The sequence below is a fragment of the Paenibacillus sp. FSL K6-0108 genome, assembly GCF_045040695.1.
In the GTDB taxonomy this organism is placed as follows: Bacteria; Bacillota; Bacilli; order Paenibacillales; family Paenibacillaceae; genus Paenibacillus; species Paenibacillus pabuli_B.
In genome coordinates, this window is sequence record NZ_CP150288.1 from 7,559,926 (window position 1) to 7,586,178 (window position 26,253).

Genomic DNA, 26,253 nt, shown 5'->3' on the forward strand with positions numbered 1-26,253 from the left:
GATATCTCCTCCTACTTCAATCTAATTCTGGGATCTGCTACCCCATAGAGAACATCTGACAACAGCGTACCTAGAAGGGTCAGCGCAGCCATAAATATAGTGAATCCCAGCATAAACGGATAATCACGCATCGTTATGGACTCCAGATAGACCTGTCCTACGCCTGGCCATACAAAGATTTTCTCAAGGATAATAGCTCCACCGAACAGAGCCGGCAATTCAAATCCCATAAGAGTGATGGCAGGAAGCATGGCATTGCGAAGTGCATGTTTAAAAATAACTGTTCTTTCCTTTAATCCTTTTGCACGGGCTGTACGAATATAATCCTGACGGATAACCTCAAGCATACTCGTTCTGAAATAGCGAGTAAGGCTTCCTGTACTTAACATCGTTAAAACCAGTACCGGCAAAATAGCATGATAACCGATGTCCATAATGATGTTCCATGTAGATCCTGTTTGACCAGCCGTAGTCATCCCTCCAACAGGCATTAACTTGAGATCAATTGCAAGGAACTTGATTAGAACCAATCCTATAAAAAAGGATGGAAGAGACATACATAAAAATACAGCCATGGTGACTATTTTATCGAAAAACGAGTATTGAAATTTAGCTGAAAATACGCCGGTAAAGATTGCTATGATCCATGAGAAAATCAAGCTCAGAAAAGCGATGATAAACGAACTCCAAACATAATCTCCGATAACGTCCGTGACCGCACGTTTGTGTTGTAACGAATCGCCCATATTACCGGTAAGCATGTTACCCACCCAAATAAAGTATCTCTCTACAGGACCCTTATCTAGTCCGTAAATTTCTCTTAACTGCGCAGCCTTTTCTGCTGTCATACTCGGGTTTTGCTGAGCCGTAATATAATCACCTGGAACCAATGTTGTAATCGCGAAGACAATGATTGTAATTCCGAGCATTGTCGGAATCATTTGCAGCAGCCGCCGGATAATGTACTGCTTCATAATATTCCTCCTGGGTCAGAAGTGGATAAGCTCAGCTCTGGCGAGAGCTGAGCTTTATCGATTTCATGTTGATATTCTTATTGTTCCAGTTCTGCTTTGTACAGATCTACTACAAACTTTTTATAAGGAGTAATATCCAAACCGTTCACACGACCGTTGATTGCCCAACCATCTCTTCTTTGATACATCAAGATATCAGCAATATCTTTGTTTAATTCTTGATAGGCTTTGGCATAGATTTCTTTACGTTTTTCGATATCAAGTTCGCGTTTACCTTGTTTCATCAGATCATCATAAGCCTTGTTGGAATATTTAATTCGATTTTGTGCTCCTTTGGTCAGATACACTGTGGAATCTGGATCAGGCGTTAAGCCCCAAGCCATGAAGTACATATCGAAGTCGCCTTTATCCGTCTTGTCGAGGATCGCGTTAAAATCGAGCGTTTCCGCTACAATATCAATTCCCAGCTCTTTATAGTTTGCTGTCATAATTGGCAGGATTGCATCTACAACAGGGTTATCGGATGTACCTGAAAAGTCAATTTTGAATTTCTCTCCGTTTTTCTCACGAATACCGTCGCTTCCTACAGTCCATCCAGCTTCATCCAGCAGAGATTTTGCTTTTTCGATATCGAATTCATATTTCTCGATACCTTCATCTGTATAAGCCCAGGATTGCTTCGATTGAGGAACGTTGATAACATCTGCGAATTTACCATAAACGGCTTCTACAATCTCGGCACGATTCAAACCATATACAAGGGCTTGTCTTACTTTAGGATCTTTAAATTTTTCTTTTTCATGGTTCATACCAATGTAGCCATATCCATTAGTAGGGAAGATATTGATATCCAGGAACCCGAGTGCTTGCAAAGCCTCTACGTTATCTTCATCTACAGTGACCATATCCATATCGATTTCACCAGTTTCGAGCATAGCCAGTTTAGTCTCGTCTGTAGTGGACTTGAAGATGACATTTTTGATTTTTGGGGCACCAGCAAAATAATTCTCATTGGCCACCATTGTTACTTCTTGACCTGGTTTGAAAGAGGTCAAAATATATTGCCCCGTACCCAGTGGTTTATCATTCAGAGCTTTAACCGTCTCTACGTTACCTTGTTTATAGTCCTTACCATAGTAATGTTCTGGAAGGAAAGCTATGCCACCCAAAAAATCTTTGGTTAGGGCAGTAACTTCAGTAACCTCAACCTCCACTGTGTTATCATCAATGATTTTCACACCGGATATTTCATTTGATTTTCCATCATAATACTCTTGTCCACCTTTAATTGAATAGGACAGTGGATCAGAAGATCCATCATAGCTTTTGTCATGAAGCACTTTCAAAGCGAAGTAGAAATCTTTAACTGTTGCAGGAGTCCCGTCAGAATAAGTTACACCTGGTTTCAGTTTAAACGTGTACTTCAGGCCATCGTCACTCACATCTATGCTGTCAGCAAGATATGGGGAGTATGTTCCGTCTCCATTAATGGTTTCAAAACTGTCGAAAACCAGCAAATTGATCATATCATCGTATGCTGAATCTTGAAATAAAGGGTTAAAGACCCCTTTAGGTGAGGTGGTACCTACAACTAATGTGTCTTTACGGTTTGTAGCAGTTGATGGATTCAGCGACATGTCAGTTGCTTCAAAAAGACCATCGTTTTGAGTCGAATCTTCCGGAGTCGAACCTTCTGGAGTTGGATTGTTAGTCTGCGTTTCTGTTTTCGGTGTGCCTTCTGGAGTTGGTTCAGCGCTCTCTCCACCAGAACATGCTGCCAGTACAGTTACCAACATTAGCATGATGACCAGCATTAAAGAAAATCTCTTCTTCATGAAAATCCCCCTCGAAAGTTTTCTGATTTCTCACTTCTAATAAATTATCTGGATATAAATATCCATGAATAATTACGCATATTGGCTCATGCTGTGAAATCTTGATGTAAACTATCTAGGAATGATTGATTTAGACCGATGGTCAATTAATGCTGACAATTCCTAGCGGGATTATAACGCAAAATAATTAATGTAATCATACGTGTAAATTTAGATGACGTCAATGCTTAATTTGAGATTTATGGTATAAATGTTTTTTATATCACAGTTTTGGGTATTAGTTATACTTTAAAGGGAATAAATCAAGGAATTTGGAGCCGTTTGGTTACTTTTTATGGTAGAGTCTGAATCTTAAAAATACCAATTACCTAAATACATGACATTATTATTACACGAGTTGTGTAGTTAAATGTTAGAAATCTAGATAAAACAAATTATTATGTTAGGTATGAGGGAATTGTGGAGGTCTTACTTCATTTGGAAGTGAAATTGGTTTCCATCCAAATTATGTGCTTTTAGAGGTGTAGTTTAGATATTGAAGTTGAAATTCTAGTTATTATAGTATAGTTTCATTTAATCGCTTATGTAAAGACCAAATTGTCATCTTTTATCATTTATTTTACAAAAGAAAGAAAAAAGCCCTGCAAAATGCAAGGCTTTTCTAATATTTATACATATATGTGTATATATAATATCCTTTTTACTGTGTGTCCGGAGGTCTTTTCCCACGCTTCAAATCATTGATGCTTAATCCAAAGTCCATCTGCAAGTGAGGATAATCCGGAAAGTTAGCCCAATCTCCTCCCCATGTGAACCCTAGTTCTTTGGCAAGCTCTACAACTTCCAGCCAATCTGCCTTTCCATTGCCGTTAACATCACGTTCCATATCCCATACTACATCTCCTTCAGGAGTCCGCAACGCAAAATCAATAGCCAAACCATAGTTGTGATAGGACTCTCCCCCTTTGGCGTTGGTTACAATATTTCCGGCAATAGAGCGTCCTTGATTATAGAGCGCATCTTGTTCCTCAATGCTGCGAAAATCATGTGTAATCACGATTTCGATCCCTCTCCTGGCTGCCTTTCGAACCAACAACTTCTCGCTTTCCGCGACTACCGGATGGAGTCCTGTGATCGGCAGTGCTTCTTGTACGTTGGTTCGTGGCCATATATCATAGGAATCTCCTTTTTGCTGTAACCACACATATATAATGGAAAGCAAAAATGTAGCTACGATCCAAAATCGCAGACTACTCTTGCGTCTCTGTTTAACTTTACGTTTGGATGTGTTCATGCTCTCTCCTGATGGTGGAATCTATATTCGTTCATACTCACGCTACCTGATATCAGTAATATAATAGATTCTATTATAAATCATTTACGCCTGAATTGCTTCCATCGTCGCAGCTCTTACGAAATCCAATTACCAGGAGATAACCACCTTAATTATTTTCAGATGCAAAAAAGCAGCCGGCTATAAGCCGACTGCTTTGTATCCATGCTGAGTAAGACTACTCAGTTGTGTATGGCAACAATGCGATTTGACGGGAGCGTTTGATGGCAATCGTCAGCATGCGTTGATATTTAGCGCTAGTACCTGTTACACGGCGTGGCAAAATTTTTCCGCGCTCGCTGATAAATTTACGAAGCAAGTCCGTATCTTTATAATCGATGTGAGTAATTTTGTTAGCTGTGAAGAAGCACACTTTACGACGTTTGTTACGGCCGCCACGGCGAGCCGGTCTTTTATCGTTGTCTCCGCCTTCTCTTTGCTTGAAGCTCATGCTTTTCAGTCCTTTCCTATCGTTTAGCCAATCACTCTAAGAGTGTCGGTTCACGTTAAAATGGCAAATCATCATCCGATATATCAATCGGTTTTCCGTCATCGGAAAAAGGATCCTGATTGTTGCTACGCGAATTATTGTTATTGTTCGCGCGCCCGCCGCCTCCGTAAGAAGGCTCTTCACGCATTGGTTGCCCACCGCCGCCACCGTTATTATCACGGTTAGCTGACTCCAAGAAACGGACGTTATCGGCAATGACTTCGGTCACGTATACACGTTTTCCTTCGTTATTCTCGTAATTCCGTACTTGAATGCGTCCTTCGACTGCAGCTAGGCGTCCTTTGCGCAAATAGTTTGCACAAGTCTCAGCAAGCTGTCTCCAGGTTACGACCGGAATGAAATCCGCTTCCCGTTCTCCCCCTTGGCTTGTAAACGGTCTGTCCACTGCCAAAGTAAATTGCGTTACTGCTACTCCAGCTGGAGTATAGCGCAACTCAGGATCCCGGGTTAACCGGCCGATCAGAATGACACGGTTCAACAATGTAATCCCCTCCTTCAGAGCGTATTGGTGCGTTGATCACGAGTTGTCGTCTTAAGCAGACTTAACGTCGTTTGTAATGAGATAACGAATTACTTCGTCAGAAATCTTCATGAGACGCTCAAGTTCAGTAACTACTGCTGGTTCAGCAGTGAAGTGTACCAATACATAAACACCATCACGGAATTTCTTGATCTCATACGCAAGACGGCGTTTACCCATAACGTCGTGAGCTGTAACTTCACCACCGCCGTTGGAGATGATGCCTTGGAATTTATCGACTGTAGCTTGAACAACTTCTTGCTCAACATCAGGACGAATAATGTACATCACTTCATATTTGCGCATAATTTTCACCTCCTTATGGACTCTGGCCCTCAATCTAGGTTGAGAGCAAGGAACGAGCACAAACTCGAACTATATTAATATAACAAATATGAAGTCTCAATGCAAGCAAACGTTCCCTCTTTTCATTACACATGATCATAACTCCAATGGAGCACACTACAGAAGCAACATTGGAATCCATTATGCCAAGGAGGTTTTATCATGGGTGAAAAAACCGAGTTTGAACCAGGAGACAAAGCTCCAAACGATGGTGAGTACACCGAAATTGGTGAGAAGAGCTTTCATACGGAGATTAACAATCCGAAACGGGTAACCCTCCAAAAGGGCGAAGCTTTCCCTGAAACAAGCAATCAGAATCGCAAGTGGAAGAAGCTTACCAAAGCCCGTGTCCACTAATCGCAAATGTTTTTTTTCACACCGCTGTATATAAAACGTACTAATGCACATAATACAATCAGGCGGTGCACGAGAGAGGTGTGGTTCCGTTGGACAACGAAGCCGAACATTTACTGTTGGAGATTCATCACGTAATTTAAGAAGCAAGATGGTTGTGTGTAAGGCCTTTGTCTGAAGCACGAGTATTGCGATAAGCAGTACGTACGCCAGGTTTCTGATCGTTACGACCGATTGTTTCCTAACAAACCGAATGCACCGCCGAATGAAGAGCCCTTAGGGGCTCTTTGTTTTTTGACATGAATTATAAAAAATTAACAAAAAGACCTTCCAATTAGGAAGGTCTTTAACATGTATACAACTCAACTCACATTGAGTAATTTATAATTTTCACTAAACAGAAATTGATTAGTGGCGGAAAGGGTGGGATTCGAACCCACGCACGCTGTGACACGCCTAGCTGATTTCGAGTCAGCCCCCTTGGGCCTCTTGGGTACCTTTCCGCAGCAATAATGATTATATCATGACCATTTACAGAACGCAATACCTGAGCTATGCTCGCATGTAAACGTTATTATAGAGTGGGCAAAGAGTAAACATTACCGCGTTATTCCATTAGGATTCAGCTGAATCCTCTGCCGAACGAAGTACCTTCTTCATGTTTTTCTCGAATTTCGCTCTGGGAATTAATACACTGTGTTTACACCCTACACACTTAATGCGAATATCCATGCCCATCCGAATAATCTCCATCTCATTGCTGCCACATGGATGCTGCTTCTTCATCTGCACAATGTCCCCAAGCTGGAAACTTTTACGCTCCACCTATGCCATCCCCCTCATCCTTCTCCTGAGCTGCTGCTTGCTCTAATGCTGCCTGGTTGCTCCTCTCGTGGTACTCCAGTGTTTTCTTCACATCACTCTGAATTTGCCGCTCTACAGAGGCTCTGGAGTTCGGCAGGCACTCAGCCACAATGCGGACCACGTATTCCGAGGTAGACATCGACTGGATACCAAGCACGTCAGGTACTTTAATGATATTCAGATCGCGATCCTCAATTCCAACCAACGCCCGTTTCACCAAGTGCACAGACTCATCCAGGGTTTGTTCACCCTTCATTGGAATATCCACGACCGCAAGGGAATTGGACATCGAAAAATTGGTTACACTTGCAATCGTACCATTTGGAATGATGTGCACCTCACCCTGCCAGCTAACCAGCTTGGTCGTTCTCAGGCCAATGACCTCAACCGTTCCTTTATAGGTACCTGTTTGAATCACATCGCCTACTGCGAATTGATCCTCCAATATAATGAAGAAACCGGTAATAACATCCTTGACCAATCCTTGAGCCCCAAAACCGATAGCCAGTCCAAGTACTCCCGCACTTGCTAACAATGGCCCGACTTTCACATTGATCTCAGATAACAGTAACAGAATCATAATGAAATTACATGTTATGGAGGTCGCATTTTTCATCAACTCTCCCACCGTGATAAAGCGACGAGGATTGACGCGAATCTTGCCTTCCTGCTTACGTGCCATCGTGCGGTCTATAATACGTGATACAATCTTGATCACTATACGCGTAATAATGAAAATAATAACGATTCGGATTGAGCTGAACAGAATATTAAACCACATGTCCGCATCCGCGACTTTATTCCATAATTTATCAGTCCAGCTTATAGCACTTTTTACGGCAGTCTCCGCTGGTCCCTCTTCTCCTGAAGCAAACATAAATGGCAACATAGATCAAACCTCCTCTACATGGGTATGTTATCATAGCTGTCAGCGGTTTTGAAATAGAGGCCACGGATCTCCACAAATTCGTTACGAATGATCTGCTTCACTCTCTCCAGATCTTCTTTGGGAAACTGAATACAAAGAGCACAGCCCGCTGTGATCTCTTTCGGGGTGGGAAATAAGTCGATTTCAATCTCGGCAAACTCCAGCAGCATTTCTGCCCTAAGCGCCTGCTGGGTGGAATCAAAAGCAATCAGCATCCAATCATCTAGCCACTCGTCCATGTCCGGCTCCTTTCGCGATACATTCGGCCCTTTGAAAAAGCTTGTCCCCACGAAGTATAAAACGTTCTATCCTTCCATATACTGTTACTACTATTCCAAGGGAAAGGATAGATCCTATGAATCCCATTTCGCATTCCTTCTCATCTCAAGACATGGCCAGCCTGAAAATCCCACATACAGATCCAGGCATTCACTCAGCCATCATTCATCGTTTAATGTTTCATCTCTATAAAGCCCACTCTTTGCAAAATGTAGTTGTCGTCTGTATCGGTACAGATCGCTCTACCGGGGACTGCCTTGGCCCGCTCGTCGGCTCATCGCTTGCCAAGTGGGACAGCCCTCTATTCCATCTCTATGGCACATTGGACGAACCTGTACACGCAATGAACCTGCAGGACACCCTTCACAAAATACACGCCACACATCACAACCCTTATGTGATCGGCATTGACGCCTGTCTGGGACAGTCTTCAAGTGTTGGATGTATCCAGGTCGTGAATGGACCACTCAAGCCAGGAGCGGGTGTAAATAAAGAATTACCGCCGGTCGGCGATATCCATCTTACAGGTATCGTTAACGTCGGCGGCTTTATGGAATACTTTGTTTTACAGAACACACGTCTCAGTCTCGTCATGCGCATGTCCGAGATAATATCCAGCAGTCTCTACTCCGCCATTCGCGAATGGCATACCCGTTCTACTCTGCTTGCTGTGCCAGAGTAATGGCTTCTTTTTCCTCAGGGGAAAGTGTATATGTGGACTCTCCCCCTTTAAGAGGTTTGGCGTATACATAGGAACCATCACGATTATAAATGCCGGTAAGCACCATACCATCCTGGCTATCGTTAACCATCGCCATTGAGAAGCTCAGGTCACTCCCATTTTCTCCGTAGGCGTTATACCTTTTCACACCCACTTTACCCTGAATACGGGTCAGCTTCTGCATCACAACCTGTAACTGATTCGTTTGCAGTGTATGCTCATCCTCAATGCTGTCCATCTGAATTTTCAGATTGATTAACAGCGACTCCAGATCTTCCACTCCACTGCCAGCCATCATGGCCTCATACTTCCGTTTAAACTTCCGTAGCTTTGCGCCTTGAGCAATACTTATGATAAGTAAAATCACCAAAAGTAATGCCATGCCGCCAATAATCCATATCAGCTGTTCCAGAATCAGCTCATTTAATTCAGCCATGTAGTGCAACTACCCCTCTGTTGGTTTGTTCAGGTTAACGTTTGTAGCTTCAAACATACTCCACATCATCGATCCACTGAGCCAAGTAAGCATCCAACGTTCTACTATAACCCTCTAGCTTACTCCTATTATTCACCAGATAACCTATACGGTTAATCACTCGTTTTGACCTTTTGCCTCTTTAACATTTTGCTTATTCAAGCGATTGAAATTCATGTTTTATTCGAGCTGATTCATACCAATTTTGATGCTGTTAATTCGATAACTGCTTCGATCAGCGCGTCGACATCTTCCCTTGATGTATTATATCCTACGCTCGCTCTGACAGCCCCACTTGCCGTTGTACCTGCCGACTCATGGGCAAGAGGTGTGCAATGGAAACCTGCACGCACAGCAATGCCATAATTCCGGTCTAATTGGAAAGCGAGCTGAGCCGAATCATATCCCTCAACAGTAAAGGATAACAATCCAGTACGCGGTTGTCCAATCTCAGGACCAAGCATTCGAATTCCCTTTACTGATGATAACCCATCCATCATATGCTGAGTCAAATTCCACTCCTGTTTATATATGAACTCAGGTGTAAGCTCAAGCACATGCTGCACTCCAGCTGCCAGACCTGCTATACCCACGGTATTCGGCGTACCTGCCTCATAGCGATCGGGTCGAACAAGCGGCTGCTCAATCGCCTCGGATTGGCTTCCTGTTCCTCCGTGAAGCAAAGGTTGTACATCCAGCTCAGGAGCGATGTACAGCCCACCCGTTCCCTGCGGCCCCAGCAGTCCTTTATGCCCTGGAAAGGCAAGCATACCGATGCCAAACTGCTTCACATCCACAGGTATAATCCCAGCACTTTGGGCAGCGTCAACAAGCAAAGTCGCCTGATGTTTTTGACACATCAGCGCAATTTCACCAATGGGCAGAATACTCCCCAGCAGGTTCGAACTATGCGTGCAGACAATTAATCTGGTATTGGATCGAAACAACCGTGCGAATTGGGCCAGATCGATCTGTCCGGCAGCGTTAACAGGAACATAATCAACCTCTACATTACGAGATCTGCGCATGTACTCCAGGGGCCGTCTTACTGAATTATGTTCAGCCATTGTAGCAATGACATGATCGCCTTCTCTTAACCACCCTTGAATAGCTAGATTTAAAGCTTCTGTGGTATTAGAACCGAAAGCGATATCATTCGCATTACGTACACCTAATAGAGTGGATAACGCTTTTCTGGCACCAAATAAAACTCGGCTCGCCTGTACAGCCATCCGATGACTGCCTCTGCCTGGGTTGGCCCCTGCAACATCCAGAGCTTTCATCATAGCTTCCCCGACAGCAGGTGGCTTGGGCCAAGATGTCGCTGCATGATCCAGATAGATAACTTCCTTCACTTCATGACCACCTCTACCCTTAATTGATCGTTCTTGTTTGAGTAGATCCCTATAAACAAACAATGACATATCGGTTCTCCATAATACAGAGGCGATATGTCATCACATGAAAAAGCCCCGCATGTTGTTCATCGATCGTGGAATCATGACTATTATTGCAACAGTTCCAACAGTCGCTCCAGATCTTGTTTGCTGTAGTAGTTGAGCTCAATTTTCCCTTTATCTTTGTTATGCTTAATTTTCACCGTAGTTTTGAACCGTTCACGTAAGGATTCTTCCAATGTATCAATAAATGGATCCTTTTTCTTCAACTTGGATTTGGCTTTCGCTTCACCTATTTTGGAACGATCCAACTGCTGAACAGCCTCTTCCAGTTCACGTACACTCCATTGCTGGTCAATGGTTTGTTTTGCAAGCTGCTTTACCAGGCTCTCATCTTTAACACCGACGATAGCACGTGCGTGTCCCATTGACAATGTTCCACGTGAAACATGATCCTTCACTTCTTCCGGCAATGATAACAAACGCAGGAAGTTAGCGATGTGAGAACGTGATTTGCCCACTTTTACAGAGAGCTCTTCTTGAGTTAATCCGAATTGGTCCATCAGTCCCTGATAAGCAACTGCAACCTCCATCGCATTCAGATTCTCCCGCTGCAGGTTCTCGATTAAAGCAATCTCCATAACCTGCTGATCACTGAAAGTACGAACTACGGCTGGCACAGTAGCATTACCACAATATTGAGAAGCTCTGAAACGCCGTTCGCCGGCAATAATCTCATAACCTCTCAAAACAGGACGTACAATAATAGGTTGTATGACACCATGCTGACGGATCGATTCAGCTAGTTCGTGTATCGCATCCTCATCAAACACTTTACGAGGTTGGTAAGGGTTTGCCCGCAGTTGACTAATCGGGATTTCTACGACTTTATCATCGTCATTAATTGAAAGCGAAGGAATGAGGGCATCAAGGCCTTTTCCAAGCCGCTTACTCATAAGAAATCACTTCCTTTGCGAGCTCTAAATAAACTTCAGCCCCTCGGGATCGAGGATCATACGTAATGATAGACTGACCATGAGAGGGTGCCTCACTAAGCCGCACATTGCGCGGAATAATGGTCTGATACACCTTTTGTTGAAAATACTTCTTCACTTCTTCAATCACTTGAATGCCCAGATTCGTCCGTGCGTCAAACATCGTCAGCAATACCCCTTCAATCTGCAGGGATGTATTCAGATGCTTCTGCACCAAACGAACGGTGTTGAGCAATTGGCTCAACCCTTCGAGCGCATAATACTCACACTGAATCGGGATGATCACCGAATCGGAAGCTGTCAACGAATTGATCGTCAACATGCCAAGGGAGGGTGGGCAATCGATCAGTATGTAATCATAGTTTTTTTTCACCATGGCGAGTGATTTTTTCAGGCGAACTTCCCGTGATATCGTGGATACCAGTTCAATCTCGGCTCCGGCAAGCTGAATCGTTGCAGGTATGATATGAAGGCCTTCAATCTGAGTCTCCACAATCGCTTCCTGAGGGGGAACTTCATTAATGATGACATCATATATACAATTGGCCACATCTGCTTTGTTGATCCCGACTCCACTGGTTGTATTCCCTTGGGGGTCAATATCGACAAGCAGGACCCTTTTCCCGAGTGAAGCCAGCCCTGCACCCAAGTTAACAGATGTCGTCGTTTTCCCCACACCGCCCTTTTGATTTGCTACGGCCATAATCTTAGACAATTACTTCACCTCAAATAAAATAGGAGTCTTTTCTTGTAGGTTGTGAGCTACAGTTAACAAAAAGCAGGGGCTATCATTCGCACAAACATCAACTACCGTTTCTTCATGGTGCTATTCTACGCTGTTCATCCTACTCTCAACTTTATAGACAGAAAAAGCGGCCCCATTGCCGCCTTAAGCTTCAACTATTTGCGTTTAGGAATATGAATGACGATCTCATAATGATCTTCATGATCTGCTTCTTTTGTTTTGATATCCATACCAGAACCAGATACCATATCAATGGATTGACGAATTGTATTAAGTGCGAGTCTGACATCTTTGGTAAATGAGATGCGTTTGGACTTTTTGATTTTGGAAGCTTCCTTATAAAAGGCAACCCTTGCTTCGGTTTGTTTTACATTCAACTCTTTATCAATAATCTCGCCGAGCAATTTCATCTGCAGCTCTTCCGTATCCAATGAAAGCAGCGCTCTGGCATGACGCTCCGAAATCTTACGTTCCATCAGCGCTATCTTAATTCCTTCCGGTAGCTGTAACAACCGGATTTTGTTGGCGATCGTCGATTGGCTTTTGCCTAATCGCTGCGCAAGACTTTCCTGTGTAAGTTGGTGCAGGTCAATCAATTTCTGATAAGCAACAGCCTCTTCAATCGAAGTGAGTCCCTCACGCTGCAGGTTCTCGATCAATGCAATGGACGCCGCCTGAGAGTCGTTGAATTCACGTACAATGGCCGGAATATGATCCAAGCCAAGTTTTCGAACCGCACGCCAGCGACGCTCCCCGGCGATAATCTCATATGATCCATTTCGTACGCGGACGACAATCGGTTGTATTACTCCATGTGTCTTGATCGTCTGCAACAACTCATCAATTTTATCATCATCAAAAATAGTACGGGGTTGATATGGGCTGCTCACAATTTCATTGACCGGAATTTGTTTAATCTCATCTCCGTTATTGCGCTCCGCCAAACCAAACAACTTCGAAAATTGTTCTTTCATTCCGTATATTACCACCTAGTTTCGTAATAGCTCCCGCTGGGTTGCAGGTGCTTCTTATTCGATATGCGACCTTTCCAATACTGTCGTTTTTCGAATAAGTTTTGCCTTTCATGACGTTTTCCGTAACCTATACAAATATGCTCAAAAATCTATCTATACATATAATCTATGATCTCTGTAACTCAGGATCGGATACTTCTATTCTATCATCTTTTCTTCCATAATCCTATGTTTACCTATTCTTTAAACTCTTCTAATTTTCCTGCTTTTTCTTCATAAATATTAGCCATATGACTGCTAGAACACAATGAAATATGAAGGATCTCTGAAGACAGGATCTGCTCATAGTAGCTATGATGTGTACACGTTGCCACCACGTAGAACTAGATTTTCAAAAGACAACCTCGGTGGCAACACTACATGTTTGATTCCGTATTTTCCTCTTTTCAATGTAATCCGAATGTAGATGCGATCTATACCTCGTTAATAAACTTAAAAACAAAAAGAGGATGTTTCACGTGAAACATCCTCTTAACTCTTATTCTATGTTCTTCATTAAATCAACGAAGAATGACTCTTTTACCTTTTAGTACATACGATGTTGCACAAGAACTATACTAAAGGTGTTTTTAATGGTGTTCCTGGTTTACGTGGATATTTAAATGGGGTCTTATCAAACTTCTGAATCAGAATGATATGACGTGCCGATTCTTCAACGGGCAGTTGGAACGGATGAACTGCTTTTACCCGTCCTTTCAACTGGTTAAAGCTGAATTCAGCCTCCTTCATTTCTTCGCGCGGGTCTCCGCCCTTCATTGCAGCGAATAATCCACTTTTGCGAACAAATGGCAGACAGAATTCGTTAAGCACCGCCAGTTTCGCAACTGCACGCGCAGTTACAAGGTCGTAGCTGTCCCGATATCCTTCTTTACGTCCAAGCTCCTCTGCACGCCCGTGAATCAATTCCACATCCGTTAAGCCGAGCGTGTCCACAACATGCTGAAGAAAGCCAATGCGTTTATTCAGCGAATCAATGATGGTCAGCTTGATATGCGGGAAACAAATCTTAAGAGGTAGTCCTGGGAATCCCGCTCCTGAACCGATGTCTGCAAGTTTGTTTACTTTCGACATATCGGTATAAAACGCCAGCGACACCGAATCATAGAAATGCTTGGTATATACTTGTTCACGTTCGGTAATCCCGGTTAGATTCATTTTTTCATTCCAGGCCACCAGCTCCTGAAAATACAACTCGAATTGCTCCAGCTGGCGTTCATCCAGCTCCAGTCCATGTTTCTTCAGACGCCGTTGTAGCTGCTGTTGAATATCGTCCATTATTGTCCCCTTGCTGCGGTTACACGGTTATAGTGCTCCAGGTAAACCAGCAGTATGGAGATATCTGCAGGAGTAACCCCGGCAATACGGGATGCCTGTCCGATCGAGATTGGACGAATCGTAGCGAGCTTCTGCTTTGCTTCCATAGCAAGTCCATGAATTTCATCATAGATAATCGTGTCCGGAATTTTCTTTTTCTCCATTTTTTGCAAACGTTCCACGTGGATCAATTGTTTCTCAATATAACCCGCATATTTAATTTGGATTTCCACTTGCTCTTTCATGTCAGCAGTCAATTCAACTTCGGACGGTGAGATCTGCTCAATCCAGTCATACCCGATCTCTGGGCGACGCATCAATGTCAGAAGTGTGCTTCCATCCTGAATCGGTGTAGAACCGATTTCTTCCAGTTTCGGATTCACTTCGACAGGGCGTACTTTTGCTGCTTTCAGACGTGCCACTTCCTGTTCTACCTTTGCCTTTTTGTCCAGGAATTTGGCGTAACGTTCTTCGGTGATCAATCCAATATCATGACCAATTTCCGTCAAACGCATATCGGCATTATCATGACGAAGCAACAAACGGTATTCTGCACGGGAGGTCAGCAGACGGTAAGGCTCATTCGTACCTTTGGTGACGAGATCATCAATCAATACCCCAATGTACCCTTGGGAGCGATCAAGTACGACAGGTTCTTTACCCTGTACTTTACGTGCAGCATTGATACCAGCCATTACGCCTTGTCCTGCCGCTTCTTCATACCCCGAGGTACCGTTAATCTGCCCTGCTGTGAACAGACCTGGCAGACGTTTCGTTTCCAGTGAAGGCCACAACTGTGTAGGCACCATGGCATCATATTCAATAGCGTAGCCGTTACGCATCATTTCTACTTTTTCCATACCAGGAATGGAGCGAAGCACCGCCAATTGAACATCCTCAGGAAGACTGGTGGACAGACCCTGTACATAGTATTCCGATGTGTTTTTGCCCTCTGGCTCCAGGAAAATCTGATGCTTCGGCTTGTCGCTGAAACGCACAATTTTATCCTCGATTGATGGACAATAACGTGGTCCGGTCCCTTCAATAACACCTGAGAACATAGGCGCACGGTGAAGATTATCGTTAATAATCTGGTGTGTCTCCACAGACGTATACGTCAACCAGCAAGGCAGCTGCTCATTATCGGAAGATTCCGTTTCATAAGAAAAGAACTTAGGCTCGTCGTCACCTGGCTGAATTTCCGTTTTGCTAAAATCAATCGTATCCTTATGCACACGCGGTGGTGTACCTGTTTTAAAACGAACCAGATCGAAACCAAGCTCACGCAAGTGTTCGGATAACTTAAGTGAAGGTTGCTGATTATTCGGACCACTCTCGTACATCAACTCACCCATAATTACTTTACCGCGCAGATACGTACCCGTTGTCAAAACAACGGCTTTGGCCCGATACTCAGTACCTGTCTGAGTAACTACACCTACGCACTGTCCGTCTTCAACGATCAGACGATCCACCATACCCTGACGCATCGTCAGGTTGCGTTCATTCTCCATCGTTTCTTTCATCGTATGCTGGTAAGAGAATTTATCCGCCTGAGCACGAAGCGCATGAACAGCCGGTCCTTTACCTGTGTTGAGCATTCGCATCTGAATAAAGGTCTTATCGATGTTCCGTCCCATCTCTCCACCAAGTGCATCAATCTCACGTACCACATGTCCTTTTGCCGGTCCCCCAATAGATGGGTTACAAGGCATGAAGGCCACCATATCCAGATTGATGGTAATCATCAGTGTTTTCGAACCCATACGGGCTGCAGCCAGTGCCGATTCTACACCGGCATGTCCTGCCCCAACGACGATTACATCATAACTACCGCCATCAAAAGCCATTCCAGTTTACCTCCTTTTTGCCGCCGCACACCTAAATTCATGCAAACGATCTATTTTCTGTAAAAATGACGAAACACGCTCCGCACTCCACGGATAGCATTTCGATCTATATTAAGCCATCAAGTCTATAGTTACTTCAGACATATTCGCGGATTCTTTGACCATCCACAGATGGACTTTATAATCATACTACTTTTCAGCACCAGTATGTTTATCAGGTGTTATTTTCCGAGGCAGAATTGAGAGAAAATTTGATCAATCAACGCATCATGAGCTGTATCCCCCACGATTTCACCCAGCTGCTCCCATGCCAGACGAACATCAATCTGGATCATATCAATGGGAATCAGCTGCTCTGCCGCTTCATAGGCATCAATGAGCGATTGCTTCGCTTTTTTGAGCAAAGCGATATGACGCACGTTGCTGACATACGTCAGGTCTGCCGACTCCAGCTTTCCGCTAAAGAACAACGTCGAGATGGCATCTTCCAATCGGTCCACTCCCAGATCATCTTTTACTGACATCGGCACAAGCCGTTCCTCAGGGATGTAACGAAGCAGCACTTCGCGGTCCACCTGCGGCGCTAAGTCCATTTTATTCATAATAATAATTGATTGTCTACCGCGTATTTGTTCCAATAATTCAATTTCGTCCTGATGCAGTGGCTCGGCAGCATTGATAACCATCAATAACAGATCCGCCTCATTCACAGCAGAGCGAGAACGCTCCACTCCAATCTTCTCCACGACATCCATCGTTTCCCGAATACCTGCCGTATCGAGCAGCTTGAGCGGTATATTATTAATTGTAACAAACTCTTCAATGACGTCACGCGTTGTCCCCGGGATGTCCGTTACAATTGCGCGATTGTCCTGAGCCAACGTATTAAGTAATGAAGACTTCCCTACGTTTGGCCGGCCTACGATAGCGGTTGTAATTCCTTCACGCAGTATCTTGCCTTGCTCTGCTGTTACAAGCAATTTATCGATTTCAGTCATGACCTGACTGGATTTTTCTTTAATAAATTCAGATGTTAGTGACTCTACATCATGCTCAGGATAATCGATATTAACTTCGATGTGAGCAAGCGTCTCCACCAGCGTGTATCTGAGATCGCGCAGCTTGGATGACAATTTGCCCTCCACCTGCTTGAGTGCAACAGAGAAAGCACGATCAGATTTGGAACGAATGAGATCCATTACGCCTTCTGCTTGGGAAAGATCAATCCGTCCATTGAGAAAGGCACGCTTCGTGAACTCGCCGGGTTCAGCGAGACGAATATCCAGCTGCAACAACAGATCCATTACGCGTTTAACCGACACTACTCCGCCATGGGCGCTAATCTCCACGACATCCTCTGTTGTGAAGGAACGTGGCGCCCGCATCACCGTCACCAAGACTTCCTCAATCTTCTCGCCAGTCCCCGGATCTATAATATGACCGTAATGGACCGTGTGGGATGCTGCCTGTGTTAGTGGGGTTTTGCTGCGAAAAATCTTCTCCGTCTCCGACACCGCATCCGGGCCGCTCACCCGGATTACAGCGATACCCGCTTCTCCAACAGCTGTTGATATCGCTGTAATCGTATCACTAATCATCGTTATCTCTCCTTGCTCTATTTTAAAATTGCGCCCCTCCGGACGCTCATATTAATTTCAATATATAGTTCAATTGTCCAGTTGCACCACAACACATCTTTCCGCATCATACATATCTCGATAATGCATTTTTGCGGTCGCTCTTCCGATTGGGAAAAGTACTTCTGTACGAAAAAAGCAATGGCTTCTGCACCGGGCAGGAAGCCATTGCGTCTTCAATTTCGTGTTATTTCGTCGTAATGACTACGCGCCGATTGGGCTCCTCGCCCTTGCTGTATGTCTTAATCTGCGAGTGGTTTTGCAATTTCGCATGAATGACTTTACGTTCAAGTGGCGGCATTGGCTCCAGTACAACTTCCTTGCCGGTGCGAATGGCCTGTCCAGCTAAACGCTCAGCCAGATCCTCCAGCGTCTTGCGTCGACGTTGACGGAAATTCTCTGCATCAAGTACGATGCGAACAAAGCTTTCCGAATAACGATTTGCTACAATGTTCGTTAAATATTGAAGGGCATCCAGCGTCTGTCCACGTCTACCAATAATCATGCCCAGGTCTTCACCGGCGATATTGAAAATGTGTCCGTCACGCTGTTTTTTGATATGCACTTCAACATCCAGTCCCATACCTGCTGCCACTTCTTTTAAGAAAGCAGCCGATTCCTCATAGGGATTTTTAGCAGCCACACCCTCAGCTGTTGCTTCAACCTGAGGAATATGTGCGGCCGGCTTGATCGGCTGTGGAACAGGTTCAGGCACAGGCAGAAGTTTCACTTCCACTTTAGCGGCCTTAACCCCGATCAAACCCAGGAATCCTTTTGACGGCTGCTCTAACACTTGTATCTCGACCTTGTCCCGGCTTACGCCAAGCTCAGCCAATCCTTGGTTTACAGCATCTTCAACGGTTTTTCCTGACGCAATGACTTTGGTCATTTCGATTTTTTGGCCCCTTTCGAACCTTTTCCAGAGACAGTTGCCTTGCCACCGTTTTTGCGTTTAGCTCCATTTCCATTTTTGGAAGAGCTGGTCTGCTTCACGTTGACCTCAGCCACGACTTTATCATTATTCCGGTAAAGGAAATAGTTTTGCACGATCGTGTAGATATTACTGTAGAACCAGTATAGTGGCAATGCAGCCGGGAACTGGTACGACATAACGAAGATCAATATCGGATACACCCACAGCATGAACTGCATCGGTCCAACCTGCTGTGCAGGGTTCATGCGCATCATCATCCATGTTTGAACGAATGTCGTGATGGCAGCCAGCACTGGCAAAATAAACAGGTGATCCGGCGCTCCGAGTTGAAGCCACAAGAAATCATGTGTTCTCAGACTCGAGTTTCCGTAAATGGAGTTATAAAGTGCGATGTAAATCGGCATCTGAATCAGAAGTGGTAGACAACCCGCCATCGGATTAACTTTGTTCTCCTGAAACAACTTCATTGTTTCTTGCTGAACTTTCTCAGGTGTATCTTTATACTTGGCTTGAATTTCTTTCAACTGCGGCTGAATAGCTTGCATCGCTTTGGAACTGCGAACCTGCTTCATTGTCAGCGGCAAGATTAACGTCCGTACAATTAACACCATCACAAGGACGGCCAGTCCATATTCACCGTTAAACCAGTTGGCAAATGTATCGAGCGCCAGTGAGAACCAATAGATAACATTGGCTTGCCAAAAAGAATCACTAGTCCTCAGATCTTCCGTAGTAACCCCGGATCCTTGTGGAGTACATCCGGCGAGTACAGTGACCATTGCAATGACTGCAATGAGGAGAATCCACTTCCCCTTTGATGTCTTCAATCGCGACACTTCATAACCCCTCTCTTAACCATTCCATTCCACCGTAAATCATACCATAATTAGGAGGACAAATAAACCGATGCTTACCGCTTGCCCGACTTCAAAAGAGAACCCTTGCGCATCGCATGCAGCAGGCTTTTTTCCATCTCCTTGTAGGACATGTCCAATGCACCTTTTCTGACGATAAAGATCAGATCCATCTGCGTGACAATCTCTTTCTCATGATGGCGTACAATTTCCTTAATCATGCGTCTCATCCGGTTGCGTACGACAGCGTTTCCGATTTTCTTACTGCAGGATACACCTACTCGGAATTGTTCTGTATCTTTACGACGACAGCCATACACCACGAACTGATGATTGGCAAACGATTTCCCATACCGGTATACGCGGCTAAAGTCCGCCCGGTTTCGTAAACGCAGTCTTTTATACACGGCGCTTCTCCTTGCTGTTTCCCACCAACGTTATTGACGAAAGCCTTATTACTGATTTAGTATAGGCTTTCTTGAATAACGATAAACTGCCTTGGTGGCAACTTCATTTGGGATGATTGTTGATCAGTCATTTCAACTGAGCAAACATTCATCCTTATATAAGGAACGTTTTCGAAAAAACGGACATCTCATTCATTGAACATACATGTACTAATTATGCTTTTGCTCAGCCAATTCAGACCTGACCTGTAGCAGCATCCAGTCTGAAATGACCAATTTAAGAAAAAAAAGACCACCTCGGTGGTCTTCACATGCATTAAGCACTCAGGACTTTACGGCCTTTCAGGCGACGTGCAGCCAGAACTTTACGTCCGTTGCTCGTGCTCATTCTTTTCCGGAAACCATGAACTTTTTTACGTTTGCTAACGTTCGGTTTGAATGTAGGTCTCAATGTATTGCACCTCCTTACAAGGAAATACTTATGTGATGAATCATTTTCATCTTCACAGAAAACACCTTTATACATTTAACCACGATCACCTAGAAATGTCAACTACAACCCTCTTACCTCTTTTCGCCTTTTAATGTCTACTCCACCCCGTCTAAACGACCATGGATGCGCCCCCTGTTTATAACCTTCATTAAGCAGCATTTAGGACTCTAAAAGTTATCCCCAATTTCCGATCCGTTCAACAAAATTAGGCTTTTACGGTTATCCACACCCCTTTAACCCCTTAATCCAAATCTTTCATTGTCTTTTCAAGTTATTCACATGTGGATAAAGAATATTTAAAGTCGATCTAACTGTCTCACTAGCCCTGCTTTCGGTTAATATTCCTACGTTTTAGAAATCCATTGGTGCTGCTATCCATTAGGTGGCCCATGTATTCTAACCTTTGAAGTGACATATTTTAATTTTAATGTATCCGCTTTATTCTTATGGTTTACAAGTATTCGAGAAAGGTGTAGGATTAAAAAATCACATCTTGTATACAAGTATACTTATGCGGAATGAACTACAAATCTAGGCTTATTTAAAGGAAGCCCATTATTCCTTCAGCTCTTTGAAAAATCCATTTGAAGCAGTATGACGTTCCTCGATTCAGCTCGTGCACAAAAGCATGCTGCCATTTATTTTCGTTATAAGGATTAGTCTAAAGCGATCATTCGGCAAAATAGTTGTGCTATGATCAGTATTGAATTGATTACTTATAATAGGAGCGTTAGCCATTATGCTGTTTCCTTCATCCTGGCTTCAGGGAGCATCCCGCGGGGAAGCCATTGCCTGCGAATTAAGACTGCGGATCATTAGTGGAACCCTTCGTCCTGGCGAAGTTTTGTCAGAAAATCGAATTGCCGCTGATTTTGACAGCAGCCGGTCACCTGTACGTGAAGCGTTAAGAACATTGTCGAATGAAGGACTTATTCGTCTGGAGCGCATGGGTGTCGTTGTCATTGGGTTGAAAATTAAAGATGTCGAGGAATTGTACGATGTGCGTTTTCTGATTGAAAGTTTTGTGCAGCAGCGACTTGCGGGGGATGTCCCAGAGCAATTGATTACCCAGTTAAGCAATGTGATAGACAAAATGGACTTGGCTGGCCGCCATCAAGATGCAGTTGAATTTGCATATCAGGATCTCACTTTTCATGAGACTATTATTGAAGCCGCCCAGCACTCGCGTATCTTGCATCTATGGAGAAGCATTCGTTATGTTGTCATGACGGTCATGCTGCTCACCACCCGCAGAGTCTTTATTCAGGGCGAGAAGAAAGTAAGCGCTGTAATCGGCAAACACCGTTTGCTGGTAGAGGCACTTGAATCAGGTGATAAAACACGCATCCAATCTGGAGTCCGCACGTATTTCCAGGATTCAGGCAAGACATTGCACGAAAGCTTTGATTCCTAATGACATAGGAGTGATATTCCACTCATCACTTTATGGAATATTTGTGCAAGGGATCGCAATCATGTCCATTGTGAATGATTGTCCTTTAACTTGTCGACAAGTATACAAAATGCGATTTGTTTCAATTTTTTGGGGCATATTAAATAGGGGATTTAGACGGATTTAGGCATCCTGAGCTGCATGAAATGTAAAGCAACTCCCCTCGGCCTGATCATGATTAGTTGTAAGCGTTATATAACATAAAAAAGGAGCATACCTCATGAGCACTCTTTTTGGGTTATCCCATAATGCAACGCTATTGGTCTGGACATTAATTGCGATTGTCTTCCTGATCGTGTTGATCTCCAAATATAAATGGAATCCTTTCATTACCCTTTTGTTGTCTGCACTAATGCTTGGTTTACTTGCAGGTATGAAGCCTGCAGATGTCATTTCCTCCATTACGGGAGGACTTGGTGGAACACTTGGAACAATCGCCATCGTTATCGGTCTGGGCACCATGCTCGGTAAGATGATGGCTGAATCCGGCGGAGCCGAGCGTATTGCTACCACGCTGGTGGATCGTTTCGGTGTGAAGCGTGTGCACTGGGCGATGATGATTGTTGGTTTTATCGTCGGTATTCCTGTCTTCTTTGAAGTCGGTGTTATTTTGCTAATTCCGATCATTTTCACCGTTGCGCGTAAAACCAATATGTCACTGCTGCAGATCGGTATTCCGATTTTGGCAGGTCTCTCTACTGTACATGGTCTCGTCCCACCTCACCCGGCTCCCATGATTGCCATCGAAGCGTTCAGTGCCGATTTGGGTAAAACGATCTTGTACTCCCTTATTGTAGGTACCCCTACGGCTATTATCGCTGGACCTCTGTTCGGTAAATTTATCGGTAAAAGAATACATACCGAACCACCTGCAGAGCTGGCTGAACAATTCGCTACGAAAAAAAGTAACAACTTGCCGGGTTTCGGAATAACCCTGTTTACCATTTTACTGCCGGTCATTTTGATGCTCATTGGCTCTATCGCCAATATCGTAGATCCTGACGCCACAAGCGGTTTTACCGTTTTCTGTGAATTTATCGGCCATGAAATTATAGCCCTGCTGATCTCCGTCGTGTTCGCCCTCTTTTCACTCGGATTCTCACGCGGGTTCAACAAACATGACATCTCCCGCTTTACCAGTGAATGTCTGGCGCCTACGGCGACCATCATTCTCATTATTGGCGGTGGCGGTGCGTTCAAGCAGGTGTTGATCAACAGCGGTGTAGGTAATGCTATTGCTGAGGTCGCTACACATGCCAATATTAACGTGATTCTGTTCGCCTGGCTTGTCGCTGCACTCATTCGGGTTGCTACCGGTTCAGCGACTGTAGCAATGACGACAGCTGCTGGTATTGTCGCTCCGGTGCTTGCACTAACACCAGGTGCCAACATTGAGCTGGTCGTACTCGCTACCGGTGCAGGTTCACTTGTTCTCTCCCACGTGAACGACGCAGGTTTCTGGATGATCAAAGAATTTTTCAATATGAGCGTCTCACAGACGCTGAAGACGTGGACCGTTATGGAAACACTACTATCTGTCGTTGGATTGATTTTTATTTTGCTGCTAAGTACAGTCGTATAAATTAAATATCTATATAGAAGAAAAGAAAATAAATTCAAATCATTCAAGCTTTAACTTTACGGGTTCAAAAGAAAGAAGGTTCGTACAAAATGAACAACTACATGATTGGGATCGATATCGGTACAACCAGTACCAAATCCGTACTATTTACGGAACAGGGGGAAGTTATAAGCACGTCGACTCAGGAATATCCGTTATACACCCCAGCTCCGGATATCGCTGAGCAGGATCCGGAGCAAATTGTGCAAGCTGCCCTTCGCTCCGTACGCGACGTGATGGATCAGAGCGGCGTAGCTGCGGAACAAATTATGTTTGTGTCCTGCAGCTCTGCCATGCACAGTGTCATTGCGATGGGACAAGATGGGACCCCACTCACCCGCTGCATCACTTGGGCCGACAACCGGAGTGCTGCCTGGGCTTCACAGCTGCGAGAGAATGGACTGGGACATCGTATCTATTTACGTACAGGTACACCGATTCATCCCATGTCGCCACTGACCAAATTAATGTGGCTCCGCCATGACGAACCTGGACTTTTTCAACGTACGGCCAAATTTATTTCTATTAAAGAATATTTGTTCTTCCGTCTGTTCGATCAATATGTCGTAGATCACTCCATCGCCTCCTGTACCGGCCTGCTCAATCTGGAGCAACTGGATTGGGATGCCGAAGCCCTTGAGGTTGCAGGCATTACACCTGAGCATCTATCGAAGCTCGTCCCGACCACACATATTATAGAGGGAATGGATCGAGCGTTGGCTGAAAAAATGGCCCTCTCCCCCTCCACGCCCTTTGTCATCGGTGCAAGTGACGGGGTCTTGTCCAATTTGGGCGTGAACGCCATTGAGCCTGGCGTTGTTGCAGCAACGATCGGCACCAGTGGTGCTATTCGTACTGTCGTTGATCGTCCCGTGACTGATCCGAAGGGTAGAACATTCTGTTATGCCCTAACTGAGGATCTTTGGGTCATTGGCGGGCCTGTGAATAACGGTGGCATGCTTTTCCGCTGGGTACGGGACGAATTTGCCGCTTCGGAAGTGGAAACAGCCAAACGGCTCGGCATCAATTCCTATGATGTACTCACCAAAATTGCGGAACGCGTCAGCCCCGGTTCGGAAGGACTTCTATTCCATCCATACCTTTCTGGGGAACGCGCGCCTTTATGGAATCCGAATGCCCGAGGTTCCTTCTTTGGCTTGACCCTTCATCACCAGAAAGAGCATATGATCCGTTCCGTTTTGGAGGGGGTTATTTTCAACCTATATACGGTACTGCTGGCCATGGAAGAACAGATCGGACAACCCACCTCCATTCAGGCAACGGGTGGGTTCGCTCGTTCCCCACTCTGGCGTCAGATGATGTCCGATATATTCAACCAGGAAGTCATTGTGCCCGAGAGCTTCGAAAGTTCCTGTCTGGGGGCCGTTGTGCTCGGTCTTTATGCTACAGGGCGAGTTGAATCGCTTCATGCTGTTTCATCTATGGTAGGTACAACGCACAAACATACCCCAATCAAAGAACATGCGTCGATCTATCAGGAGCTGCTGCCTATCTTTATTCGCATTTCGCGAAAGTTGGAAGAAGAATATGCAGATATCGCGGAATTCCAACGTAAATTTTCCGCTCATATCGAGTAACTCATCCTTTTATAACCACCAAAAAGAGGTTGTTCTCTTTGATCACCATTCCGGTGTTAAGGATCAACCTCTTTTTGGCATACTCAAAACTACTGCGCAATAGGGATACCTCCATCCCCAATTTTTGAGCCCATGCCAGCCTACCTCTTTCTAGGAATATATTTTGCCTTTGATTCATACACATCAATAAAGGCTCCTTCCATACATTTAAGCCTCCCCCTGATCTCCCTTTATTTTGATCTTTCCGTTTCCTCAATTTCTTTCATCGGTAAGCAGACCGAAAAGTAAACAGGCATGAAGAGCCACTCTCCTGTAAATCCCCAAAACGACCATTTTCACTTTACGGTTATCCACAGAGAGGTTATTCACAAACAGAGAATACTTTTACACACAATTCAGCATCATTTGACGAAAAACCTGTGTATAAAATAATTTGGGTTTTTGGGTCATCTTGTCGAAAGTTAAACAATTTATAAACAATATATTGTGTTGTGATTAAAAATTATACACAAGTTATTGAATTTGTGGATAAAATCACGCGATACATTGAAATGCCGGGCTTCTTTTGCTATGATTGTATTACTTTTGGATGTGAATATGTGATCTGACCCATAATATTATCAACAGCCTGTGGATAAAGTTGTGAACAATTTTCCGTTGTTCATTCTTTTTTTGTTTTCGACCTGCGGGGGTTTGGGGATAAATTCAACAATATATCTCGTATTTCGACACTGCATCATGGCTTAAGCCACACTTGGAACATGTAAAAGGAGTGACAGTCT

The 26,253-nt window shown here is 44.3% G+C and carries 26 protein-coding genes and 1 tRNA gene; 5 read left to right on the plus strand and 22 right to left on the minus strand.

Annotation, left to right across the window (positions count from 1 at the left end; all coding sequences use genetic code 11):
* Positions 1-11 precede the first annotated feature (11 nt).
* From MHB49_RS34120 to rpsF, 6 genes are all read right to left on the minus strand, one after another.
* A complete protein-coding gene (locus MHB49_RS34120) occupies positions 12-974 on the minus strand; it encodes an ABC transporter permease (protein ID WP_247900098.1) in 963 nt (320 codons plus the stop codon).
* Positions 975-1,051: 77 nt separating this feature from the next.
* Positions 1,052-2,809 (minus strand): ABC transporter substrate-binding protein, encoded by a 1,758-nt coding sequence (locus tag MHB49_RS34125; protein WP_405154590.1) that lies wholly within the window; start codon positions 2,807-2,809, stop codon positions 1,052-1,054.
* 700 nt (positions 2,810-3,509) lie between these two features.
* Complete coding sequence (locus MHB49_RS34130; protein ID WP_405154591.1) at positions 3,510-4,103, minus strand: M15 family metallopeptidase; 594 nt, start codon at positions 4,101-4,103, stop codon at positions 3,510-3,512.
* 217 nt (positions 4,104-4,320) lie between these two features.
* A complete protein-coding gene (rpsR, locus tag MHB49_RS34135; protein WP_062327715.1) occupies positions 4,321-4,593 on the minus strand; it encodes a 30S ribosomal protein S18 in 273 nt (90 codons plus the stop codon).
* A 55-nt stretch (positions 4,594-4,648) separates the two neighbouring features.
* Positions 4,649-5,134: a single-stranded DNA-binding protein gene (gene ssb, locus MHB49_RS34140; RefSeq protein WP_024629535.1), complete on the minus strand. Its 486-nt coding sequence runs from the start codon at positions 5,132-5,134 to the stop codon at positions 4,649-4,651.
* Between the two features lie 51 nt (positions 5,135-5,185).
* Positions 5,186-5,479, minus strand: a complete 294-nt coding sequence (rpsF, locus tag MHB49_RS34145) for a 30S ribosomal protein S6 (protein ID WP_024629534.1) — start codon at positions 5,477-5,479, stop codon at positions 5,186-5,188.
* Positions 5,480-5,680: 201 nt separating this feature from the next.
* Here rpsF and MHB49_RS34150 point away from each other — a divergent pair, with 201 nt between their 5' ends.
* A complete protein-coding gene (locus MHB49_RS34150) occupies positions 5,681-5,875 on the plus strand; it encodes a YjzC family protein (protein ID WP_405154592.1) in 195 nt (64 codons plus the stop codon).
* A gap of 409 nt (positions 5,876-6,284) precedes the next feature.
* Here the strand turns inward: MHB49_RS34150 and MHB49_RS34155 are convergent.
* From MHB49_RS34155 to MHB49_RS34170, 4 genes are all read right to left on the minus strand, one after another.
* A tRNA-Ser gene (locus MHB49_RS34155) sits at positions 6,285-6,375 on the minus strand.
* 112 nt (positions 6,376-6,487) lie between these two features.
* Positions 6,488-6,697, minus strand: a complete 210-nt coding sequence (locus MHB49_RS34160; RefSeq protein ID WP_113053313.1) for a DUF951 domain-containing protein — start codon at positions 6,695-6,697, stop codon at positions 6,488-6,490.
* The gene (locus MHB49_RS34165) at positions 6,687-7,625 is read right to left on the minus strand and encodes a mechanosensitive ion channel family protein (protein WP_405154593.1); all 939 of its coding nucleotides are present in this window, start codon (positions 7,623-7,625) and stop codon (positions 6,687-6,689) included. Before MHB49_RS34165 ends, MHB49_RS34160 begins: the two co-directional genes overlap by 11 nt.
* Positions 7,626-7,639: 14 nt before the next feature.
* Positions 7,640-7,903, minus strand: coding sequence for a DUF3343 domain-containing protein (locus MHB49_RS34170; protein ID WP_247900103.1), 264 nt, complete (start codon positions 7,901-7,903; stop codon positions 7,640-7,642).
* 116 nt (positions 7,904-8,019) lie between these two features.
* Between MHB49_RS34170 and yyaC the strand changes: the two genes are divergently transcribed.
* Complete coding sequence (gene yyaC / locus MHB49_RS34175; protein ID WP_247900104.1) at positions 8,020-8,625, plus strand: spore protease YyaC; 606 nt, start codon at positions 8,020-8,022, stop codon at positions 8,623-8,625.
* On the opposite strand, the gene MHB49_RS34180 is transcribed toward yyaC, so the two are convergent.
* The 12 genes from MHB49_RS34180 to rpmH form a co-directional block, all read right to left on the minus strand.
* Positions 8,600-9,100, minus strand: a complete 501-nt coding sequence (locus MHB49_RS34180) for a DUF4446 family protein (protein WP_247900105.1) — start codon at positions 9,098-9,100, stop codon at positions 8,600-8,602. The genes yyaC and MHB49_RS34180 overlap by 26 nt on opposite strands.
* A gap of 233 nt (positions 9,101-9,333) precedes the next feature.
* Entirely contained in the window at positions 9,334-10,494 is a 1,161-nt protein-coding gene (locus MHB49_RS34185; RefSeq protein WP_405154594.1) for an aminotransferase class V-fold PLP-dependent enzyme, read from the minus strand.
* Positions 10,495-10,646: 152 nt separating this feature from the next.
* Positions 10,647-11,492 carry a ParB/RepB/Spo0J family partition protein gene (locus MHB49_RS34190; RefSeq protein ID WP_247900107.1) on the minus strand — a complete coding sequence of 282 codons (846 nt, stop codon included), beginning with the start codon at positions 11,490-11,492 and terminating at the stop codon, positions 10,647-10,649.
* The gene (locus tag MHB49_RS34195) at positions 11,485-12,246 is read right to left on the minus strand and encodes a ParA family protein (RefSeq protein WP_024629525.1); all 762 of its coding nucleotides are present in this window, start codon (positions 12,244-12,246) and stop codon (positions 11,485-11,487) included. The genes MHB49_RS34190 and MHB49_RS34195 overlap by 8 nt, the downstream gene beginning before the upstream one ends.
* 185 nt (positions 12,247-12,431) lie before the next feature.
* Positions 12,432-13,250 carry a nucleoid occlusion protein gene (gene noc, locus MHB49_RS34200; protein WP_247900108.1) on the minus strand — a complete coding sequence of 273 codons (819 nt, stop codon included), beginning with the start codon at positions 13,248-13,250 and terminating at the stop codon, positions 12,432-12,434.
* Between the two features lie 612 nt (positions 13,251-13,862).
* Positions 13,863-14,585, minus strand: a complete 723-nt coding sequence (rsmG, locus tag MHB49_RS34205) for a 16S rRNA (guanine(527)-N(7))-methyltransferase RsmG (RefSeq protein ID WP_076287179.1) — start codon at positions 14,583-14,585, stop codon at positions 13,863-13,865.
* Complete coding sequence (gene mnmG, locus MHB49_RS34210) at positions 14,585-16,474, minus strand: tRNA uridine-5-carboxymethylaminomethyl(34) synthesis enzyme MnmG (protein ID WP_405154595.1); 1,890 nt, start codon at positions 16,472-16,474, stop codon at positions 14,585-14,587. The genes rsmG and mnmG overlap by 1 nt, the downstream gene beginning before the upstream one ends.
* A 221-nt stretch (positions 16,475-16,695) precedes the next feature.
* Positions 16,696-18,072, minus strand: coding sequence for a tRNA uridine-5-carboxymethylaminomethyl(34) synthesis GTPase MnmE (mnmE, locus tag MHB49_RS34215; RefSeq protein ID WP_405154596.1), 1,377 nt, complete (start codon positions 18,070-18,072; stop codon positions 16,696-16,698).
* Between the two features lie 226 nt (positions 18,073-18,298).
* Entirely contained in the window at positions 18,299-19,000 is a 702-nt protein-coding gene (jag, locus tag MHB49_RS34220) for an RNA-binding cell elongation regulator Jag/EloR (protein ID WP_405154597.1), read from the minus strand.
* Entirely contained in the window at positions 18,997-19,881 is an 885-nt protein-coding gene (locus tag MHB49_RS34225; protein ID WP_247900112.1) for a YidC/Oxa1 family membrane protein insertase, read from the minus strand. Before MHB49_RS34225 ends, jag begins: the two co-directional genes overlap by 4 nt.
* Positions 19,882-19,955: 74 nt before the next feature.
* Positions 19,956-20,306, minus strand: coding sequence for a ribonuclease P protein component (gene rnpA, locus MHB49_RS34230; protein ID WP_053781949.1), 351 nt, complete (start codon positions 20,304-20,306; stop codon positions 19,956-19,958).
* Positions 20,307-20,622: 316 nt separating this feature from the next.
* Positions 20,623-20,757 (minus strand): 50S ribosomal protein L34, encoded by a 135-nt coding sequence (gene rpmH / locus MHB49_RS34235; RefSeq protein WP_024629517.1) that lies wholly within the window; start codon positions 20,755-20,757, stop codon positions 20,623-20,625.
* A gap of 781 nt (positions 20,758-21,538) precedes the next feature.
* Here rpmH and MHB49_RS34240 point away from each other — a divergent pair.
* The 3 genes from MHB49_RS34240 (at position 21,539) to gntK (ending at position 25,471) form a co-directional block, all read left to right on the plus strand.
* Positions 21,539-22,213: a GntR family transcriptional regulator gene (locus MHB49_RS34240; RefSeq protein WP_247900113.1), complete on the plus strand. Its 675-nt coding sequence runs from the start codon at positions 21,539-21,541 to the stop codon at positions 22,211-22,213.
* 259 nt (positions 22,214-22,472) lie between these two features.
* Complete coding sequence (locus MHB49_RS34245) at positions 22,473-23,834, plus strand: GntP family permease (protein WP_405154598.1); 1,362 nt, start codon at positions 22,473-22,475, stop codon at positions 23,832-23,834.
* 89 nt (positions 23,835-23,923) lie between these two features.
* Positions 23,924-25,471 carry a gluconokinase gene (gntK, locus tag MHB49_RS34250; RefSeq protein ID WP_405154599.1) on the plus strand — a complete coding sequence of 516 codons (1,548 nt, stop codon included), beginning with the start codon at positions 23,924-23,926 and terminating at the stop codon, positions 25,469-25,471.
* Positions 25,472-26,253 lie beyond the last annotated feature (782 nt).